The sequence below is a fragment of the Paenibacillus sp. XY044 genome (genome assembly GCF_002257645.1).
Lineage (GTDB): Bacteria > Bacillota > Bacilli > Paenibacillales > Paenibacillaceae > Paenibacillus_AQ.
This window is the reverse complement of the sequence record NZ_NQMO01000004.1, coordinates 75,825-95,160: the sequence shown is the minus strand read 5'-3', so window position 1 is coordinate 95,160 and position 19,336 is coordinate 75,825. Positions and strand designations below refer to the sequence as shown.

At 46.4% G+C, this 19,336-nt stretch carries 20 protein-coding genes; 5 read left to right on the top strand and 15 right to left on the bottom strand.

Annotated features, from left to right (window positions below; genetic code table 11):
* Nucleotides 1-39: 39 nt before the first annotated feature.
* From CJP46_RS17955 to CJP46_RS17920, 8 genes are all read right to left on the bottom strand, one after another.
* A complete protein-coding gene (locus tag CJP46_RS17955; RefSeq protein WP_094597008.1) occupies nt 40-336 on the bottom strand; it encodes an NUDIX hydrolase in 297 nt (98 codons plus the stop codon).
* A gap of 57 nt (nt 337-393) precedes the next feature.
* Nucleotides 394-1,305, bottom strand: coding sequence for an aminoglycoside phosphotransferase family protein (locus CJP46_RS17950; RefSeq protein WP_094597007.1), 912 nt, complete (start codon nt 1,303-1,305; stop codon nt 394-396).
* Between the two features lie 264 nt (nt 1,306-1,569).
* A complete protein-coding gene (locus CJP46_RS17945) occupies nt 1,570-2,085 on the bottom strand; it encodes a DUF3189 family protein (RefSeq protein WP_094597006.1) in 516 nt (171 codons plus the stop codon).
* A gap of 236 nt (nt 2,086-2,321) precedes the next feature.
* The gene (locus tag CJP46_RS17940; RefSeq protein ID WP_094597005.1) at nt 2,322-2,930 is read right to left on the bottom strand and encodes a chloramphenicol phosphotransferase CPT family protein; all 609 of its coding nucleotides are present in this window, start codon (nt 2,928-2,930) and stop codon (nt 2,322-2,324) included.
* A 566-nt stretch (nt 2,931-3,496) separates the two neighbouring features.
* Complete coding sequence (locus CJP46_RS17935) at nt 3,497-4,192, bottom strand: WG repeat-containing protein (protein WP_094597004.1); 696 nt, start codon at nt 4,190-4,192, stop codon at nt 3,497-3,499.
* A complete protein-coding gene (locus CJP46_RS17930) occupies nt 4,149-4,598 on the bottom strand; it encodes a hypothetical protein (RefSeq protein WP_094597003.1) in 450 nt (149 codons plus the stop codon). Before CJP46_RS17930 ends, CJP46_RS17935 begins: the two co-directional genes overlap by 44 nt.
* Nucleotides 4,599-5,135: 537 nt before the next feature.
* On the bottom strand, nt 5,136-6,965 hold the full coding sequence (locus CJP46_RS17925) for an ABC transporter ATP-binding protein (protein WP_094597002.1): 1,830 nt from the start codon (nt 6,963-6,965) through the stop codon (nt 5,136-5,138).
* Complete coding sequence (locus CJP46_RS17920; protein WP_094597001.1) at nt 6,940-8,787, bottom strand: ABC transporter ATP-binding protein; 1,848 nt, start codon at nt 8,785-8,787, stop codon at nt 6,940-6,942. Before CJP46_RS17920 ends, CJP46_RS17925 begins: the two co-directional genes overlap by 26 nt.
* A gap of 535 nt (nt 8,788-9,322) precedes the next feature.
* On the opposite strand from CJP46_RS17920, the gene CJP46_RS17915 reads away from it, so the two are divergent.
* Together CJP46_RS17915 and CJP46_RS17910 are read left to right on the top strand one after the other, a co-directional pair.
* Nucleotides 9,323-9,964, top strand: coding sequence for a DUF2239 family protein (locus CJP46_RS17915; protein WP_094597000.1), 642 nt, complete (start codon nt 9,323-9,325; stop codon nt 9,962-9,964).
* On the top strand, nt 9,945-10,835 hold the full coding sequence (locus CJP46_RS17910; protein WP_094596999.1) for an alpha/beta fold hydrolase: 891 nt from the start codon (nt 9,945-9,947) through the stop codon (nt 10,833-10,835). Before CJP46_RS17915 ends, CJP46_RS17910 begins: the two co-directional genes overlap by 20 nt.
* Before the next feature lie 379 nt (nt 10,836-11,214).
* On the opposite strand, the gene CJP46_RS17905 is transcribed toward CJP46_RS17910, so the two are convergent.
* A complete protein-coding gene (locus CJP46_RS17905; protein ID WP_094596998.1) occupies nt 11,215-12,081 on the bottom strand; it encodes a GNAT family N-acetyltransferase in 867 nt (288 codons plus the stop codon).
* Between the two features lie 232 nt (nt 12,082-12,313).
* Between CJP46_RS17905 and CJP46_RS17900 the strand changes: the two genes are divergently transcribed.
* The 3 genes from CJP46_RS17900 to CJP46_RS17890 all read left to right on the top strand — a co-directional run bounded on the left by CJP46_RS17900 (nt 12,314) and on the right by CJP46_RS17890 (nt 13,358).
* On the top strand, nt 12,314-12,559 hold the full coding sequence (locus tag CJP46_RS17900; protein WP_256992412.1) for a hypothetical protein: 246 nt from the start codon (nt 12,314-12,316) through the stop codon (nt 12,557-12,559).
* Between the two features lie 219 nt (nt 12,560-12,778).
* Nucleotides 12,779-13,060, top strand: a complete 282-nt coding sequence (locus CJP46_RS17895; RefSeq protein WP_094596997.1) for a hypothetical protein — start codon at nt 12,779-12,781, stop codon at nt 13,058-13,060.
* Nucleotides 13,044-13,358 carry a hypothetical protein gene (locus tag CJP46_RS17890; protein WP_094596996.1) on the top strand — a complete coding sequence of 105 codons (315 nt, stop codon included), beginning with the start codon at nt 13,044-13,046 and terminating at the stop codon, nt 13,356-13,358. The genes CJP46_RS17895 and CJP46_RS17890 overlap by 17 nt, the downstream gene beginning before the upstream one ends.
* A gap of 158 nt (nt 13,359-13,516) precedes the next feature.
* On the opposite strand, the gene CJP46_RS17885 is transcribed toward CJP46_RS17890, so the two are convergent.
* The 6 genes from CJP46_RS17885 to CJP46_RS17860 form a co-directional block, all read right to left on the bottom strand.
* On the bottom strand, nt 13,517-13,987 hold the full coding sequence (locus CJP46_RS17885) for a hypothetical protein (protein ID WP_094596995.1): 471 nt from the start codon (nt 13,985-13,987) through the stop codon (nt 13,517-13,519).
* A 209-nt stretch (nt 13,988-14,196) separates the two neighbouring features.
* Nucleotides 14,197-14,559 carry a Rieske (2Fe-2S) protein gene (locus CJP46_RS17880; RefSeq protein ID WP_094596994.1) on the bottom strand — a complete coding sequence of 121 codons (363 nt, stop codon included), beginning with the start codon at nt 14,557-14,559 and terminating at the stop codon, nt 14,197-14,199.
* Nucleotides 14,556-15,650 carry an amidohydrolase family protein gene (locus CJP46_RS17875; protein WP_094596993.1) on the bottom strand — a complete coding sequence of 365 codons (1,095 nt, stop codon included), beginning with the start codon at nt 15,648-15,650 and terminating at the stop codon, nt 14,556-14,558. The genes CJP46_RS17880 and CJP46_RS17875 overlap by 4 nt, the downstream gene beginning before the upstream one ends.
* A 32-nt stretch (nt 15,651-15,682) precedes the next feature.
* Nucleotides 15,683-17,233: an extracellular solute-binding protein gene (locus tag CJP46_RS17870; RefSeq protein ID WP_179281243.1), complete on the bottom strand. Its 1,551-nt coding sequence runs from the start codon at nt 17,231-17,233 to the stop codon at nt 15,683-15,685.
* Between the two features lie 75 nt (nt 17,234-17,308).
* The gene (locus tag CJP46_RS17865; RefSeq protein WP_094596991.1) at nt 17,309-18,169 is read right to left on the bottom strand and encodes a carbohydrate ABC transporter permease; all 861 of its coding nucleotides are present in this window, start codon (nt 18,167-18,169) and stop codon (nt 17,309-17,311) included.
* A gap of 13 nt (nt 18,170-18,182) precedes the next feature.
* Nucleotides 18,183-19,040 (bottom strand): ABC transporter permease, encoded by an 858-nt coding sequence (locus CJP46_RS17860; RefSeq protein WP_094597369.1) that lies wholly within the window; start codon nt 19,038-19,040, stop codon nt 18,183-18,185.
* Between the last annotated feature and the right edge of the window lie 296 nt (nt 19,041-19,336).

Below are 19,336 nucleotides of genomic sequence, written 5' to 3'. Positions count from 1 at the left end.
GTCCTCCGGCAACATTGTGTAACAAGAAACAATCTACTTCTATATATCTGTTTGGAGTTTGATTAGGAACTCGGGGTTCGTTACATACTCTATGTAATTTACCGATCCGTTAAAGTCAATATAAGCCTGATAGCGAGTGCGAATAGCTGGATGTGTAATGAAATCAAGAACTCTTTCCTTCGCCACCCAACGGCTATCGGTTGTTTCTTCAGAAACAGCTAACTCCCCACCACCAGGGTAAACCCAAGCACCGTCATGAGTTTTTACTAAAAGGATATTTCCTTGCTCATCTTCCACAAATCCACCTGCGGCTACGATGTGCGTTGGAAAAGGCATATTACGACCTCCTTATGCGGAATAAGTCCTCCTTTGGGCCCCCACTTTGTATAGATCTCAATGCAGGCACTTGGCAAAGCGTTCCGTTATTTGTATGCCTCTGTCCCAATCCGTTCCTCCGTTTTCAATCGTCCAGCACGCCTCAAGCACGCCTCGCGCCACACCCCACATTGCGATTCGGCGAGGGTCCAGGCCGAGACGATCGGCTATGATCGCAATCCGGTTCCGCAGAACCTGTTCGCAGTCACCGCCTCGATCCTCATAATTTAGCAGATACTGGATAGTATCAAAATGGATGTCACCAATGATGCCTTTGGGATCAATGACAGCCCAATCTTCTTCGCCATGGCGTAGGATGTTTTCATGATGCAGATCGCCATGCAGTAGGAGATTCTCACTCGTGGTCGTTATGAGATACGACAGACATTCTTCGGCATTTTCCACCCAGTTATTAGGCAGTGGCGCGGCAATATTCACATCCTCGAATCGCTCGCGGTATCGCTCGATTGCCGCAAAATGCTGCCTCATGGACGGGTACCGACTACCGGTTGGTGCAGGAAGGTGAAGGCGGCGAAATACTTCGCAAAAGAGACCCGTCGCACGCGCATCATCCTCAATTGATGACAACGGTGTGCCAGGGTCGGCACCTTCTAGCAGGGCCACGCCCCACTCCTCGTCTGCATCTAGGACATGAATCGCCCCCCGGCCCGCATAAGCACGAAGCACACTAACTTCCCTAGAAAGCTCGTCTTTCATGAAAGATGACTTGAGGACGGCGGGCTTCCCATTGCTGCGCTTTGCACGAATCACGAAGTTATAGGATAAATCGGAAAACGGAGCTTCTGGGATAAAGTCGAAACGGCTTGCACAGTCGGCAATCAACGCAGGCAACGCTTCCGCCCATGTTACGCCTTGCTTACCGTGGAGTTCGTGCATTCTTTCAATAAAAGTATCAGGGATTACAATCATACCAAATGACTCCTTTCAGAAAGTAGTCTACTTCCTCTTTTCTTCGACATAAGGTGTTATAAAATCCTGTTTCGCCATCTATTGATAAATGATGAAAAAGCCAACATTTATAAATGTTGACTTATCTCGCCAATATTTTCTCAACTAAATGTTACCCGTTACTTCAATTAGGAATTAAGCTAGAATGTGCACAATATCGTCCGGGTGTTTAACAACAAAGAGCAACATTAACTGTTGCCTCAACGTATTTATCCCATTTGACTATTATTTTTTATATATTTCATTTTCTAAAATGATTACTTTTTCCTCATTAGAGGACTTCGCTGTTTGTTTCGTATTTTCAACCAACTGAAAAATATTATCGCAGCACTGTTTTGCACCCATAATTAATAACGGAACACCTATGAAATCGATTTTTAATCCTCTTGAAAAGAACCCCCCAATGGACATGACGAACGGTACAGTCGGTGACGTATTAGAGAATATTATTTTTTCTTGAAAATGATGTTTCCTTTGTAGTAACAAGCTTAAGTCTTCTAATGCCGGAACAACAAGTTTGGAGGATTTTCGTCCTATTGTATATACTGAATCTCCATTTTCGTCCATCCCGTGAAAAATGATTTTTCCAGAATCATCTTTAGTTAATTTATTGAAATAGTTAACATTTAATATTTCTTCTTTAGTTAGTTTTCGTTCTGATTGGGTGATTTCTTTTAAATGATAAGCAGCTGCAAGAGCTGTTGTATGTGTCCCACCATAGTCATTATAGATATAAATCATGATATCATCCTTTATATTTTTATCTATTAGCTATTATTGTCATTAATTTTAGTTTCAATTCGGATGATTATCTTAGCTCTTGTTACACAGTATCGCCCGGATACGACAGAAAAAGCCAACATTAATAAAAATGTTGACTTACTCTTCAATAATTTTTCAACTAATGTTACCCGATAGCTTAATTCCGAAATCCCTCGGGCAGACCGAGGCGCGATAGCCCCGATGCTTGAATGGTGTTATCTAATGGAAACGCCTTCTAAGGAACCACTAATATCTCTTTTACTTAATTTCTTAAATGCCGAGTAATGCTGATCGGACTTCATAAAACTTAATATCTTTTCGGCACATTCTGTTGGATTCATCTCTTCAGTATTTACTTCGAGGTCGTATTCATCAATGCTATATACTTTGCTGAACTGTGAAGCTGCTAGTCCAATATTTCGATCTCCCCTTATTTGCTCTCTTCTAATGAGTTCTTCTTTCGAGCATATTACACCTATAAATAATGTAGGCTGATTGAAAAATAGATCAAGACACTCATTAAACGACTTGTCATTCTCGATTACAGTATCTACTATTACATTCAAACCCATTTCTGATAACAATTTAATTGTCGAATAGTACATTGAGATTAAGGGATCAAACATGATTTGTGCGATAACTTGCTCATCTACTTCTCTTGTAGGTTCAATATCTGAAAATTTATGATTAAAAAAATCCTTGATAAAATCATCTACTGATAAATGATGAAAAAGAATCTCTTTCTGATTCATCAGTTCCATAGAAATACTCGTCTTTCCTGCACTTGAAGTTCCGTTCATCAACACAATGAGTCCTTGCTTCAAACGAATCACCCTCACCTATAAGATTTGCGTATCTTTCAGATAACGTTATATTCACAAAGTTCATAAAATGACCAAACTCAGAAAATATTCGAGAAACGATTGAACGATCCTGCCCGTTAGCTTAAAGAAAAGGCGCAGCTGCCAACCGCAAACTGTTCCATGTTGAGTGGTTGCCGTAGCACTTCCCCATGATTTCACCCAATTATCGTTCTCCACTATTTATTAGTTTTCCTCTTGTAGAGCCTATCTATAAAATGAATTAAAATATGTATTATTGTAATAAGAGATGCCATCTGTATGGACTTTATAAAGCTAACCCCTACAAAGTAATAACTCATAAGCAAAGTTGCAAAAAAATAAACTCCCACTCCTAATATAAACTTAAACATATTTACACCCCCTACCTTCCCAATATTAACATCTATCACACTTTCTATATTGGGTTTAACTGCCCGTTAGCTTAACGAAAAATGAAGCAGTTGCCAACGGCAAGTTAGTTTCGATAATTTCATTAGCTGTAATGCGCTCTTTTTCCGATACAATCCGTGAAGCTCGGTTGTTCTGCCTTACTGTAGTTTTGTCACTCCATTCGGAAGTTCGGAAGCCGGCGGCCAGACGATCGCTCCGCTGCGGTTCACGTACCCTCTGATTTCCTCGCGCGAATTCGGAACGAGCAAGCTGATCACCGCCAATTCGCCGTTAAAAGCGTCTGCCCAATAGAATTGCGACTTGATCACAAAGCGGCCGGATGTATTGATATAACCGTACCTCTGCCCCTGGCTGGCCGGAGCCAGGCCGCCCTTGAACAAACCTCCGGCTGTAAAGCCCTGGATGACTTTGGTGCCCTTCTTGTTGATATAGAAGGTGACTCCATTACGCTCGACAAAAGCCAGTCCTTCCGAGAACGGCTGCGCCATGCTGAACTGCGGTGTTAGCAGGTAATTGCCGTTTTTGTCGATGTACCCGTATTTTCCGTTCACGTAAACTACTGCCGCCCCGTTTGAAAACGGTGTGGCGTGATCATACCGGGGTGTAATGCGGAGCTTGCCAGTGGTGTCGATATAGCCGTATTTGCCGCCGAAAACAAGCATTACGGCTGCCATACCTTCGGAGAAATCGGACGTCGAGCTATACAGGTATGGAATGACCAGCTCGCCCTTCGTGTTGATGTACCCCGATGCTTTGCCCACATTGACCCGAGCCAGACCTTCGGATAAATTAGACGCCTGGGCGTAGATGGGCTGTATGCTCAACCTTGCCATGGCTGTCTATATATCCGTACCGTGTCACCGTACCTCCGTCAGTGTTCTGAACCTGCGTCGTATACAGCGCACGGTCATTATAAAGAATGCCGGCATCTCTCAGCTTGTATTCGAACAGTTCGCTGCCCGCCGAACTGAAATAATATTGCTTTTTAGCCGCATGGTCCTCGACATACACCGTCCCTCCGGATACTCCTGAATACCCGTATCCGTCGTACACCGCCTCGATGATCTCCTTGCCTTTGCCGTTGATGATACCGTATTTTCCGTTAACTTCAATCGGATACAGTTGATCGCCTGTCTGCGCCTGCATAGCGGTCGCACTGGCAGCTTGAGATTGCCCCGCCACGTTTGTACTGAATACCATCGTCGTAAATATAAGAGTAACAGCCATCTTTTTAAGCAACTGTTGTCCACGCTCCTCAGAAACTATTTTCCATTCTTTAGTATTGACGACGCTTGTACCGGTTTTGTTGTGAGTGATTGAGAATAAATCACACAAACATTCGCTTAATCCCACATTTCGCCCGCCCAAATACTGCTGATCAAAAAAATGCTGTTTCGTTCCGCAGTCTTACGGACACAGGAGCTGCTTTTGGTGAAATATGATTATTCCCTACTTATCGGACCCAGTTCTCTTAGCTGTAATTCATGTATTCATCGAATTGCCTATTTTTCATCGCCATAATCTATTCACCAAGCTTTCGGGTATGGTAAATTAGTTAAACTTATTATAGAAAAGATGTTCGCCTAATACCCACTAACATCTTTATCAATCTAAGTTTTCCACACTATACTGCCCGTTAGTTTAATACCCCGCGGCCATCAGCTTTGTATAAAAAATCTAGTCTTGAGCAAGAGATAAGAACCTCTATACATAAAATAAAAAGCCGCAGTTTATGCGACTTTCTTTGTATTGATGTACTTGTCGTCCGACACATACTTATGCCCCAACGTAATACTGAGCCTGCGCATTCCAAAGCTCAGCGTATTTCCCGTCCCGGACGGCTACGAGCTCGTCATGGGAGCCACGTTGAATAAGCCGACCCTCGTGAAACACGGCGATGTCATGACAGAATCGGCAGGACGAGAGCCGGTGTGAGACGAAGATTGCCGTTTTACCGCCGATTAATTCATTAAATCGGGAATAAATCTCGAACTCTGCGATCGGGTCCAGCGCCGCCGTAGGTTCGTCTAATATCACGAAAGGCGAGTTCTTGTACAGCGCCCTTGCGAGAGCCACCTTCTGCGCTTCGCCTCCTGAAATCTCCACGCCGTCGTCAGAGAAATCCTTATGCAGGTAGGTCTGAAGCCCTTCCGGCATGTTCTTGACCTTTTCTCCAAGCCCCGCCAGGATAAGTGACTCCTCCGCCAATGCTGCGTCATAACTTTCGGATGCGGCAACGTTATGGCCAAGTGAGAACGAATATAGTTTAAAATCTTGAAACACAACGCTGAATACGCCCATATATGCCGAATAGTCGTACTCCCTAATATCGATGCCGTTTAACGTAACAACGCCCTCCGTAGGTTCATAAAGCCGGCATAGCAGCTTAATCATAGTCGTCTTGCCGCTGCCATTCAACCCCACGACGGCAAGCCGTTCGCCGATATTAAATTTCATGCTAAGGTTCTTGATGGCGTAATTGTCGGACCCAGGATACTTAAACGAGACGTCACGAAACTCAAATTCTAGTCCTTCTTGCGGAATTTGTCTGCTGCTAGCGCTATTTTGCATGTTGTCCGGCAGGTCGAGATACTCGAACACGAGAGTTAGATAAGGGTTGTTTGTTATAAAATTGCCCACAACCGAGACCAGCTTGGCCAGCGCACCTACAGCGCCCGTCACTGCGCCGATGTACTGAACCACGCTGCCTATGGGATACATGCCATATAGCGCCCGCAGACCGATAAAGAGATACACGCAGCCGCCTAGTACGGCCTGCATTGCCGCTGCCAATGCGTTGTTTTTTCCGATCAAGTCAAAAATGCGGTACCAGTACTCCGCTCCAACCGATTTATTGTAGTGATCCTCTATCGCGGGCGCCTGTTTATATAGTCGAATGTCCTTGGCGGCATTCTTTGCCTGCATATATTCGTTAAAAAAATGCACATAGGTGTTTGACTTCGGGTTATCCTCAAACACTTTCTTCTGAATCCTCTCCTCCTTCTTCTTGAGTAAATAAGTAAAGGGAATCATAGACAGGATGAGAAGAATCAGCAAACCGGTAGCATACGGTGATGTTATAAACGTCTGCTCGAAGGAAGAAGCGGATGTGAACATCCCGATAACCAGTATGATAGATAATATCAGTTCAAAAAGGGGCTGTAATAATTCCGGCAGACTGTAGTGCAGGCGCAGAATGCCAAGTCCGTTTCCGTTCGTCTTCGCTTCAATATCCGCTAACCTTTCATTATTCATCGTATCTTCCACTTGATCGTAGTTCAGCTGCATATATCGATTGCCCAGGAAAAAGTAGAAACGCGCCCACAACGTACTGTTTAAGGTCGTTATCCGGCGATTAACTGCGGCATTGATAGCGGAACCGGCAAACGCAAGCCCTACAGTAAGTGCGGCATACAGCGTAATGCGCCCGGTGTCGCGGTCGCCGGCCAGCTCGTTTATGATCTGGGCAGACAGGAAGAGCACCATTAAAGGCTGAACCGCTTTAATAAAAGATGAGGCGATGGTAAGCGGAATGTAGGTTGGCGTTAAGCGATTTACGATGCCGTATCCGCGGCACAAGTTACGCCAGATGGAACGCTCCTTCATGATCGGTCACCTCCCCATCCTTATAGTAGTGAGACTGCACGTTAAACATCTCGGCATATTTTCCGCCATATCTCATGAGCTCGTCGTGCGTGCCGCACTCGGCGATGCCGCCGCCGTCGATTAATAGAATCCTGTCACAGAAACGCGTGCTTGCCAGCCTATGGGAGATGTAGATCGATGTTCGCCCTGCAGTCAGTTCTGCATATTGCTGGTAAATCTCGCTTTCAGCGATCGGGTCAAGCGCAGCCGTAGGTTCATCTAAAATGATAACCGGCGCGTCTTTGTACAGCGCGCGAGCCAGTGCCAGCTTCTGCCTCTCGCCGCCCGAGAGTTCGATAGCGTCGGTGTGCACCCGACGTACAAGAAGCGTTGATGCACCTTTCTCAAGCCCTTTTACCTTATCCATAAGTCCGGACATGACGAGGCATTTCTCTACCTTCTCGTAGTCAGTCTGATCCGGGGACTGCTGCGAGATATTGCCGGCAATATCACTACAGAAGAGATGAATATCCTGAAATACCGTTGAGAATAGCGAAAAATATTCGTCTCTGTTATATCGAGTGATGTCGACGCCGCCGAGCGTAATCTCCCCGCATGTTGGCTTATAAAGTCCGCATAAAAGCTTAATAAGCGTCGTCTTGCCCGCTCCGTTCGCCCCGACAATGGCGATACGCTCTCCCGGCTTGATCTCAAAATCGATGCTGCAAAGGGTCGGTTCCTTGGCCTCCGGATAGGTATATCCAACGTTTCTTAATGTAATCGTGGGAGGAAGGAGATCGCCGGACGGCAGCGCATGGCCGGCGCCAGTATTTGAAAGATCGGGGACATCCAGATAATCTCGTATATCTGACAGCTCACTTAAGGAACGGATCAGCTCGCTTGAGCTGGTCAAAATACCCGACAACCAGCCCGCAAACGCGCCAATGGCGGCAAATACCAGCACGAAGCTGCCCAATGTCATCTCGCCGTTCATCAGCAAGTAAATAAGAAACGCGTACGAGGCACCATCACGAATCAGACTGAGCACCGCATCTGATAACTGAGCCCTCATATCGCCAGTCGCTACCTTTTTCTCTTTTTCGCTTGAGGAACCGAGTACATTTTGAAATATACCGCGGATTAAGCTGCTGAGGTCATATAGACGTACGTCTTTGCCCCCGGACGGCTCTTTCGATACCTTCTGGAGATACCAGAGTTTTCCTTGAAGCTTTGACCGCTCTTCTCGCGTGTCCCTCTCCACTTTTCGGGCGCGAGAGAGCGCAAGCCAATTGATCCCGGCCGAAATGGCTAGAAAGAGAATAATAAGGGGATGTACCGATACGATAACTGTTCCATATACAAGAAAACCCAATACGTTCATGAGAAACTGTGATAGGTTTCTCGGTATGTTGGAGGCGGGAGAGTGATTGCTTTGCATGGCACGCCACGCCTTTTCGCCCAGTTTTGCGTATCCGGGGCTTTCTAGCACCTCGTAGTCCATATTTAGATGCTTATGCATGATGGTTTGGAGGTGCTTCAATATGCTGATGGTACCTACAGATTCATGGGTGATGAGATCGGCGTAGCTTTTAGCGCTGTTTAGCGCTGCCAGGAGAAGCGCCATGATGCCCACCGACAGTATAAACTCGCTTGGCGTGACTCCAGCAGTAATGTTGTCGATGACAATTTTAGGCATATAGATGCTTACAAAAGGCACACCGACGCCAACAAGCACCGAGACGGCACAGCAAATCAACGTAAGCGGCCTCGCCCGCCAATGCAACTGCATGGAGTACATGATGTTTGACCACGCGGAGTGCGCAGCTTTTTTCTCTGTTGACACTCTAAAACCTCCTTATTAAATATGGATGAAGAGTCCTGTCGAAATGAGCATAGCATACCCGTGGATATCAACCTATCAAGCAGTAGTTGAGATTGGAGATTCAACTGTCGATAAAATGAACTATATGGTGCATAACTCAAACGACGCCCCAAAGTGACCAATTCTGAATAATTCGTGATGGAGTAAAATTCTCCTGCCGTTACTCCAACAAGTTGAAGGCCAGGCGGCTGCTCGTCGGCAATTGGACAATGTTGTTATCATCCGACATTCGTCGGCTGCTCCGTCGTCTTTTAGAATATTGCCTATTGGATCCTTTAATGTTGATTTATGACCAAAAAAACCGCCTTGGGTGAAAGGCAGTCGACTAGAAAGCCGGCTCTTTGCCAGTTCCGCCCTCAGCCGCGCGGTTCCTCTTAGGCCGTGTCTTTTGCATTTATTCCCTCCATCATCAAACGGGAAAATACATTTTACCCGGGTAATATTGATTTTTTATTTTTACCCGGGTATAATTAACACAAGCAGAAAGGAGGTCATCATGAGTAATACCCTAACACGCTTTTACTGCACGGCATTTTTGGGTGTGGGGGTCGTCGCCAGTGGTTCGTTACAGCACGTTATTACTACAGTTAAGGATGTTCTGAGTGACAGAGACTTCACACAGCTGCTTATATTTGACGATTCCACGGGGAAGCCAATAGATGTTGATTTTCGTGGGAAGACAGATGATGTGCTTAAACGATTAGGAGAACAGTTTGGTGACTCATCCGGTACAGAAGTGAATCACCAGACTACACGGCGGGTCGGTCGACCCAAGCTGGGTGTTGTGTCCGGTGAGGTTACGTTATTGCCTCGGCATTGGGAATGGCTCAAGAGTCAACCAGGAGGGGCGTCGGTAACATTACGAAAACTCATTGATGAAGCTCGCCGTGCTGGAGAACAACAGAGCACAATCCGAGAGTCGCAAGAAGCAACATATAACTTTATGACAGCTATGGCCGGGGACTTCCATCAATACGAAGAAGCTCTGCGGGCACTGTATGCTGGTGATTTGGATCGTTTTAACCACTTCATCGATGACTGGGCACCTGATATCAGAAACCATGTCAAGAGATTAGCCGCCAATGCATTCCCTGAAGAGATTGAAGGAGAACATGACCATGAACATTCTGAAAGTTAACGGTGTTGAGTTGGCCTATGATGGTTTCGGTAACGAAACTGACGAGGCTATTATCCTAATCGCCGGGCTCGGAACCCAGATGATCCGCTGGACGGTTCCGTTTTGTGAACGATTGGCAGCGCGGGGCTTTCGGGTGATCCGCTTTGACAATCGCGACGTAGGTTGCTCAACACACTTTAGCCATTATCGGACGCTGGATTTTGACGCATTAGCAACTGCTCTCATGTCGGGACAGCGACCGGACATCCCTTACACTCTCGATGACATGGCAAACGACGCTATCGGACTGCTCGACGCCCTTTCAATTGACCGGGCGCATTTCGTTGGCAGGTCGATGGGCGGAATGATCGCCCAGATTGCAGCCAGTGAGTACCCTGAACGGGTGTTATCACTCACATCCATTATGTCTAGTTCCGGTAATCCCGCCCTTCCGCAAGCTTCCCAGGAAGTCATGGCGATGATGACTACACCGGCGCCGAACCCCTTTGAGGATGAAGCAGGATTTTTGGCGCACAGCCTCTCCTTTGCCAAACGCATCGCCGGCACTGGCTATCCGTTTGAAGAGGACGCTTATCGTGCGCTCATTCTGGAAGAAGTCCAGCGAGCCTACGATCCAGGCAGTGTCGGACGACAAATTGCTGCGATCGCTGTCTCCGGTGACCGCCGTCCGCGGCTGGCGACCATTAAAGTACCCGCCCTTGTCATTCATGGGATGGACGATCCCTTGTTCGTCCCGGCGTGTGGCGAGGACACGGCTTCTGCCATCCCGGGCGCCGAGTTGATGCTGGTTGACGGCATGGGACACGACCTGCCGCACCAACTGTACAAAGTAACCGCCGATGGCATAGAGCGAACGGCTCGTCGCAATTGACACGCGCTTCCTGAATAGCAACCAGCCGGAGTCCCGCGGTGCCCAATGCGACGAGTAGCGTTGATCAATTTGCACCCTTGGGGGTGGAAACGGTGGTGCTCTTGGAACGGTTGTTGAAACAGCTCCATTTGAACGTATATGTGGAAACGATCGAATAAGCGCCGGGTTCACGATAACATCGTGAGCCGGCGCTTATTTTGTCTTCGTCAGGCCATACGATTAATCTCGTCAGCTTTAAACTATCCTGCCCGTTAGCTTAATAAAATAAGCAGGCTGTGACAACCTGCTCAACAATGTGTAGCATGGGCGCCGCCGTATCTTTACTGTATATTATGCTCTTATTTTCTAAGGTAGTAGAAGTTCTGTCCGCATCATTCTACTATTCAAATTTTAACTGGAGCGAATCACAAATTGGCATATAGCCTATCTTTTGATAGATGCTATTAGATGTGGGATTTGCTAAGTCCGTATATAAGACGCACTTAGTAAACCCTTTATCCAATGCAAGTTGGCTTATTTGCGCCACAATTGAAGTAGCGTAACCCTTCCTGCGCTCATATGGAGGTGTATATACAAATGCCACGCCAATTGCCGTCTGCATTTCCCTTGTATATCCTGCCATAGAAACGGGTATCCCGTTGTCCTCTAAAATATAGAGTTTTTTCGATGCTATTCGGTAGAGGTAAGGGTCTGCATCTTGCGGGATGGACATTTCTGTTTTGCCATAACTCCCCGCTGCATAAAATGCCTCAGCCCAGTATGGGAAAAAGTGAATATCCTTTTCATCTAGCAATCGAACGATACCAACCTTTTGAATGTCTGGGTTTACTGCCTTAAGTTCATATATACGTTGGCTCATGGTTATTTTAAAGGTTATTCCCTTGCGCAAGGTATATTCTTTGGCAAAATACTCTGCCAAAGTTTTTTCGGTTATCACACCTGGAATTTCACGGTCTTTCAGCCCATCTATCAGACAGTTTATAGCTTCTGGGTTAATTATGTTGTCTGTCGCATAAAGCGTAATATTGTGTGGCGGTGTCATTATGGATGTAAGTTGTATGCCCTTAGCATCCAAAATAGTTGCCATAAGCCAATTTACAGGGTCACGCCAGTCTGTTTTGTCTTTTCCTTCATGCCCAATTATGATATTGCCAAGAGGAATCAAATTTTGTGCTTCATGACGCATCAGCACATCATAGGTATCATTGTAAAATTCATGCACATCCGTATACAACTTGAATTGCATCGCAATATCACCCTTTCATCTGCTCAACGTTTAAAAAAATAGCCGTATAACCGTCAGAACAGGTTTTTTGATTGGCTGCTTTTTTTTCATTAAGCTAACGCGACAGTAGACCCCAAATCAAATATTCGATGCCTGCTTGCGAAGAATCAATACGATTGTATAAATCTCTCCTTGATCAAGCAAATTAAACAAATGGTTAAAGGGCAATGAGACTTTAGGAGGATAAATCTACATGGATACATTTAATGATACCGAAGACCGGAAAGACTGGGTTAATAAGGATGTTTATGGGATTCTAAGGAAGGAGACGGAAGTTGATTCTGACGTTAATGAGGACAGCAATCGGGAACAGCAATTGGACGACTCTTTTCAGGATTGGTACCTCAATATCGGGTATTGGGTTCAGCAAAAAGAAAATATGACCCAGGTGCCAAAGTCGAACGTCTTTGATGATATACCTGAGTTAGAAACCGAATAAATGTACGATGAATGTGAAAAAGGATGATGATTTTTGTGTTTGGGGACCAAGCTCTTGTGATATGGAACTAGATCCCAAGTTTCACTTATACTTATTTATTATTTAGTTTCTTATAACCATCGGCATCTTTTTTTCTTTCTTCGTTAACTTTCTTCTCTGACTTGTAAACCAATAAATTTTCTACTTTTGGATATCATAAGCCCAAGGTGGTGTATTAGAATGTGGATTATAAAGACCGAACATAAAAGAGATGCAGACGGCGGAATTGCAGCGCTAGAACTCGAAACAGAAGATAAGCGTTTTGATGTAAATATTAGATGGGATGGTTGCGCTGAGATCCATGTATATTCAATTGAGGAAAATCGCGATATCAATGACACCTTTCATACATGTGATTTAAAAGGAATTATCGATGTGTTGCAGTCACTCAACAACGTATGTAAAGATTACTTTGGTAAAGGAAGCTATTGGGAGGACACTGACGATGTTAAATCTGTCTGAACTCGGAAATCTTCACGCCGATATCCAAGCCGTTCACGAGATTGTCCGAACACTAAAGGTTATAATCGATGGTAAAGAAATTGAAATTGATATCCTAAGAAATCAGAACGGCCATTATTTTTATGAGCTAAGCCATTACTATAAAGACGCGGACAAAACCGATCCTCACGATCCATCGGAAAATAGATATTCATCTGTTGAAGAAGCGGCACGAGGAGCACTCCGCTACGCTACGATGTTTTACCGGAGTACGGATGAAGGTGGAGCTTGGGTCAGAAAGGAGTCTTTCACTCCATAGAAAAATACGGCTGCGGAATATCACGAGACACCATAATAGGTGTCTTATTTACACATCAGGGACGCAAACAGGCCATTTATTTCGCTTATACAGCAGCCAATTACTTGCCGGCTGTTGTTTTTTGTTTTGAACTATTGTTTCCCGTTAGGTTAACAACTTTACTGTTGAACCTGATTAATTAAGTCTATTAGATCGGATTGAGCTAATTTATTACTACCTAATCGCTCAGTATTACCGTCGATGTAATAAACAAATCTAGCTAGAAAACCATTTTCACTGTCCCAAAATATGAATTGGCTGGTATCGTCTTCTTTGTAATAGGCTTGTTTCCCATTTTTTAGTTTAACAGGATGATTGCTTTGTTTAGATGCTTCTTCTGGATTACCAATAACTTTACTTAAAATGTAGTTTATTTCTTGTTTAGTCTGCTTGTTTTTATAATGAAATACGTATTGTTGGAGATAATCTGGATTATCAATTGCGATCTCTGTACGAACATCATTAACTTCAAATGGGAATTTATAAGGCTCAGTGAAATCATAACGCATTGATCTATCGATTTGAGTGCCACCACTACATCCACTTATTAGAAAACACAGGATTAGAAAAACAAAAGAAAAACTCCTCATTACTTCGTGCCCCCTTCTAATAATACTAACCCAAGAGGTTGCAAGAAGTTACAGTATATTGCGTTAAACAGCCCGTTAGTTGAGAAAATTTTTAATGCAAATATATATATGTTCTTGTCGTCTTACAATATTTATCACTAATGGAACAGACTCCTTGGAAAAGTAAAAAAAGCGGCTGAGGAATCATATCCTTAGCCGCAAACCAAGCTTCAATTCCGCTCACGCAACACAACATATACCCCGGTATCGTCGGTTTCCACCGGATAACCACGCAGCTTCGCGTCGCTGCCTGGAGCCAGGTGATGACCGCTCTTCAGGTCGAATTCCCAGCCATGCCATGGGCATCGCAGCACTCGATCTTCCAATCCGTAACAATAATCGTAAACATCGGAAGGAAGCCGGGTCCCTCGAATCGCTCCCGCGCATACCGGCGCCGCCGCATGCGGGCAAACGTTACGCCACGCATAGTATTTACCTTCGATCCGAAACAGGCCGATTTCCATCTCTTTCACTTTTACGATAAGTTTGCCGCCGTCGATGATCGCATCTGGCTCCGCCACTTTCACTCTCATGCGGGACCCGCCTCCTTAGGCGCCTTCGGGATCGGGAAGCCGTACAGCTCTGCCGCGTTATACCCTAGAATACGCTCTTTCAACTTCTGAGGGAGATTTCTCAGCACGACTTTCGGGTTGTCGAAGTCCCAATGCGGGTAGTCGGATGAGAACATGGCGATCTGTTCAGCATGCATCATCTGAAAGATTTGCAGCAGATGTTCCGGCTGCTTCGGTTCTTCGATCGGTTGCGTTGTTAACCGCACATGCTCCACGATATACTCCGATGGTAGACGCTTGAGCCACGGCGTGGTATCGCGCAGCGCTTTATAGTTTTTGTCCATGCGCCACATCAAATGGGGCAGCCAGGCTATCCCGCCTTCGATCGCTACAAACTTAAGCTTCGGGTATTTTTCGAACACCCCTTCGCATACCAGGCTATTGATATGAGTCATAAAATTCGCAGGTAGAATATTGTGCCATTCCATATACCGGGTCGGGTACCCGGCAGGTGTCGGGGCGCCGGATATTCCCTTTCCTTCCGTGCCCGGATGAATGGCGACCGGCAGTCCATTCCGTTCTGCTGCTTCGTAGATCGGATGGTAGAAGCGGTTGCCGTACGGCATACGCGCTCCACTTCCCATAACGACCTGCACCATGCCCGGATGCGGCCCCATCCTGTCGATCTCTTTGACGGCTTCGGCCGGATCGGAATGGTTAATCTGAATGGAGCCTTTGAATTTGGGGCTGACGCTAAGCCAATGATCCGCCAGCCAATCGTTGAAGGCGGCAGCTACGGCATTCGCATAGTCCGGATCGGCGTGAAGAGAAAGGCCCTGTTCTCCCCCACCCGTTAGTATGCCGTAATCGATTCCGAACGGTTCCATATAATGCTGCAGGACAAACTGCGGATCGCTTCCGGGCGTGGCGCCATTGTCGGGCTTTGCATCCTGACGCAATACACCTACGGGCGAATAATACTGCCCGTGCACACCGATACCACTTTCGAGCCATTGTTGGTGCCATACTTTCGGTAAATAAGGCAACAAGTCCTGCAGTTTGTCGATCGCATTGTGGATGTCAGTATCAACGATAAACGATGCGGATCGCATTCCATGCCCTCCTTTGATTTGAATCTTACGGCTTACTTAGAACCATACGTGCGCGTGTATGCCGTATTGTACATATCCAACAGTTCATCGGAGCCGAGCTTCTTCAATTGATCCAAGAACTGCTGGTAGTTCGCGTCTGTAATCGGCGTCTTGCCTGTGACGAATTCCGTAATTTTCTGCTCCAGAAACTTGGTGAGCGGGGTCAGCTTTGATTTTTCCAGATCGAGCTCTTCCGTAGTCTTCACGAGTGCCTTAGGCGCGGGAATGATGAACTTTTCATAGCTGCTGTTGATCGCTTTGCTTTTGTCGTCGAGACCTCTCTCCCACGTTTGACGTGCCAATGCGTTGTTCAGCGAAATGTTGTCGTACCATACGCCGAAATCTCGGCGCAGCGGGACATACGGGCTAGCTCCGAATTCCTTCATGTAGACAGGATTTCCGTTCTCTAGGGTATACGATTTGCCTTCAATACCAAGCGACAAATAATTGGTGCCTTCTTCACTCACTAGATAGTCAAGAAATTTGACGGCTCTTTCCTTATCCTTGACTTTCGCCGAAATGGCCCGGCCCACCGATCCTACGACCGGACGGGAAAACTGGTAGGTCTTTACGCCATCTGCGGCAAACTCGGGAAGCGCATCCAGATCGTAATCCGACGTGCCGGCTTGCTTCGCTTTGTCGATCGTCGGGTTCACTTCCGCCTTCCAGTAGTAGGTTACGGACGACTTCCCTTTTAAGAACCGTTCCTCCCACTGATCCGGAGTCAACAAATAAAATTCGGGGTCGAGCAGCTGTTCCGTATACAGCTTATTCATAAATACAAGTGCATCTTTATATCCGCTGTTGTACGGCGCGAACTCGTACTTATCTTCCGTCGGACTTTGATTGAAAAAGCCTGTAATACCCGTGAAAATCCTTCCGAATACGGTATACATTCCGGTATCAGCCGTGACCGGAGTATTGAAGCTGAGCGGGTAGCTGTCCGGCTCTTTCGCCTTCAAGTCTTTCAGGAATTGATAAAATTCATTGAGATTTGTCGGGGCCTTCAAGTTGTATTTATCCATCAAATCTTTGCGCGCCATCCAAATATAATTGAAGCCTTTCCCTGCGGGGTCACCTTCGAGTACAGGTACGTCGTAGATGCCGCCATCCGCGCCAGTTGCCACCGCTTTCGCTTCGGGATAAGAATCGTAAAACTTTTTGAGATTGGGTGCGATATCCAAATAATCGTTCAAATTCAGGAACACTTTCTCCGGCCCGTTCTCCCTAGCCTCTTGATTTGTCGGCTGACTAAAATCAGTGACCGTGTTGGTAGCGATCATAATCTGCCGCTTCTCCGTCAGGCCTTCTTGGCTGACGACCTGCCAATCCACTTTGACGCCCGTGTTCGCTTCGATTTCCTTGAAAATCTCCCAATCATTCTTTACCTTTCCTTCCGGGCGATCGTAAACCAGCCAAGAGAACGAAATTGGCTTTTGCGAATCTGTCCCTCCTCCATTTGCCCCTTCTTGCTTCCCGCCTTTTCCACTGCAGCCTGCGGTCAGAACGCTCAGCATAACGGCAGAAAGTATGATGGCCCTCATTCTTTTACTCACTTGTTTATACCCTCCTTATATTGACATCGGATATATAGGAATAGATTCCGGTGGAATTTACATTTACCCTTTGATTCCGCCGATCATGGTGCCTTGTACGAAATATTTTTGAATGAACGGATACACGCACAATATCGGCACCGTAGCGATTGTGATCATGGCGTATTTCAGCGTCTCGATATAGTCCGTGTTGCCTTCGCCCTGGACATTCGAGCCGGCGATAATAATGTTGCGCAGCATGATCTGCAAAGGGTACATGCTCCGATCGTTCAAATAGATCAATGCATCGAAGAACGAGTTCCATTGATTGACGGCGGTGAACAGACCAATGGAGACGAGTACCGGAAGCGAAAGCGGCAGTACAATTCGCAGGAACACCTGCATCGTGCCGCAGCCATCAATGGTGGCGGCATCTTCAAGCTCTTCCGGCAATCCCTCGAAAAAGGTGCGCATGATGAACAGATACCAAGTGCTGACTAGCGACGGCAGCACGATCGCCCACATCGTATCAAGCAGTCCCAGATTCTGCACCACAAGGAAGGTCGGGATCATCCCTCCTCCGAACATCAGCGTGAAGGCCGCCAGAAACAATATCAGCGGACGGCCAGGGAGACCCTTTTTGGCCAGCGGATAAGCCATGGCAGATGTAACGGCGAGCGATAAGAAGGTTTGAACGGCGGTATAGCGAATCGTGTTCCAATAGCTGATCCATAGATCCGGATTGCTAAGGAGCCGTTCATAAGCAATCAAGTTGATCGCTTTGGGCCAGAGAACGACCTGCCCGCTCATGACCATGGCGTTATCACTGATGGAAGCGGAAAACACATATACGAGTGGATATACCATGACGATAATAAGGACGGCCATGAGGAAGATGTTAACTGCGTCAAACAGCTTCGAGCCGAAGCTTTCCTTGATTTTCATTTCCCGGCCCCCTTCACCAGAGACTTGTGTCCGAAAATTTCTTGACGACACGGTTCGCTGAGACGACTAGCACGAATCCGATAACCGACTGGAACAAACCGACAGCCGTAGCGAAGCTGAAGTCGGCGGACAGGATCCCGCGCCGGTAAATGTATGTATTGAGGACGTCCGCGGTTTCATATGTCATCGGATTGTACAACAAAATAATTTTTTGAAAGCCGGTTTCCATAAAGTGGCTAAGCGTCAGGACAAACAGGACGATCATAACCGGTATCATGCCGATAAAGGTCACATGACGCATTTGTTGAAACCGATTGGCGCCATCGATTTTAGCAGCCTCATACAAGGTCGGATCGACGCCGGCAATAGCCGCCAAGTACAAGATTGTGCCCCAACCGATCGTCTGCCAAATTTCTGAGCCTACGTAGATCGTACGGAACCATCCGGGCTCCCCGAGAAACATGATTCGCCCGAAGCCGAGCCAGTCGAGTATATGATTGACGATTCCGGTCTGCTGCGACAAAAAGGTAACCATTATGCCGGCGATCACGACGGTAGATAAAAAGTGAGGCATGTAGCTGACGCTCTGCACGAACCATTTGAACTTCCGGATTCGAATTTCATGGAACAGCAAGGCAAGGATGATCGGCGCCGGAAAACGAAATATCAGGTCGTACACATTCAACATGACCGTATTCCGGATCAGCTTCCAGGCATCCGGCGTGTTGACGAAAAAATCAATGAAATGCTGCAGGCCGACAAACTTGCTGCCCATGATACCACGGCCGATCGAGAAATCCTGAAACGCGATGATCACCCCGTACATCGGCGCGTACTTGAAGAGGATGTAATACAGGATGCCGGGCAGCATCAGCAAATATAACGTTCTGTACTTCTTCAGCTTGAATCGGAGAGAAGTGCCCTTTCCACGTTGGTCTCGGGCTGGGATTTGTGCGTTCGCGGCATCGCTTCGATCCAATGACAACGGTTTCACCTCCTTTGGCAGGCGTTTGAACGCGAGCCGAATCTTCGCTCTGACTATATGTTGTGACACGCCGCGGGTAAAGCACCATGTTTTCGGGATGTCTCCATTTTTACAAACCGCATGACAACGCCACTCGCATGATAAGCAGGTGAAAAAAATGAGACTTCTGAAAAAAAGAAGAC

Coding starts and splice junctions, on each gene's coding strand:
- CJP46_RS17865 (WP_094596991.1), bottom strand. CDS start 18,169: ATGAAAATCAAGGAAAGCTTCGGCTCGAAGCTGTTTGACGCAGTTAAC.
- CJP46_RS17875 (WP_094596993.1), bottom strand. CDS start 15,650: ATGCGATCCGCATCGTTTATCGTTGATACTGACATCCACAATGCGATC.
- CJP46_RS17950 (WP_094597007.1), bottom strand. CDS start 1,305: ATGATTGTAATCCCTGATACTTTTATTGAAAGAATGCACGAACTCCAC.
- CJP46_RS17905 (WP_094596998.1), bottom strand. CDS start 12,081: ATGCAATTCAAGTTGTATACGGATGTGCATGAATTTTACAATGATACC.
- CJP46_RS17890 (WP_094596996.1), top strand. CDS start 13,044: ATGTTAAATCTGTCTGAACTCGGAAATCTTCACGCCGATATCCAAGCC.
- CJP46_RS17910 (WP_094596999.1), top strand. CDS start 9,945: ATGAACATTCTGAAAGTTAACGGTGTTGAGTTGGCCTATGATGGTTTC.
- CJP46_RS17915 (WP_094597000.1), top strand. CDS start 9,323: ATGAGTAATACCCTAACACGCTTTTACTGCACGGCATTTTTGGGTGTG.
- CJP46_RS17955 (WP_094597008.1), bottom strand. CDS start 336: ATGCCTTTTCCAACGCACATCGTAGCCGCAGGTGGATTTGTGGAAGAT.
- CJP46_RS17880 (WP_094596994.1), bottom strand. CDS start 14,559: ATGAGAGTGAAAGTGGCGGAGCCAGATGCGATCATCGACGGCGGCAAA.
- CJP46_RS17925 (WP_094597002.1), bottom strand. CDS start 6,965: ATGAAGGAGCGTTCCATCTGGCGTAACTTGTGCCGCGGATACGGCATC.
- CJP46_RS17900 (WP_256992412.1), top strand. CDS start 12,314: ATGGATACATTTAATGATACCGAAGACCGGAAAGACTGGGTTAATAAG.
- CJP46_RS17870 (WP_179281243.1), bottom strand. CDS start 17,233: ATGAGGGCCATCATACTTTCTGCCGTTATGCTGAGCGTTCTGACCGCA.
- CJP46_RS17935 (WP_094597004.1), bottom strand. CDS start 4,192: ATGGCAAGGTTGAGCATACAGCCCATCTACGCCCAGGCGTCTAATTTA.
- CJP46_RS17860 (WP_094597369.1), bottom strand. CDS start 19,040: ATGCTGCCCGGCATCCTGTATTACATCCTCTTCAAGTACGCGCCGATG.
- CJP46_RS17885 (WP_094596995.1), bottom strand. CDS start 13,987: ATGAGGAGTTTTTCTTTTGTTTTTCTAATCCTGTGTTTTCTAATAAGT.
- CJP46_RS17945 (WP_094597006.1), bottom strand. CDS start 2,085: ATGATTTATATCTATAATGACTATGGTGGGACACATACAACAGCTCTT.
- CJP46_RS17895 (WP_094596997.1), top strand. CDS start 12,779: ATGTGGATTATAAAGACCGAACATAAAAGAGATGCAGACGGCGGAATT.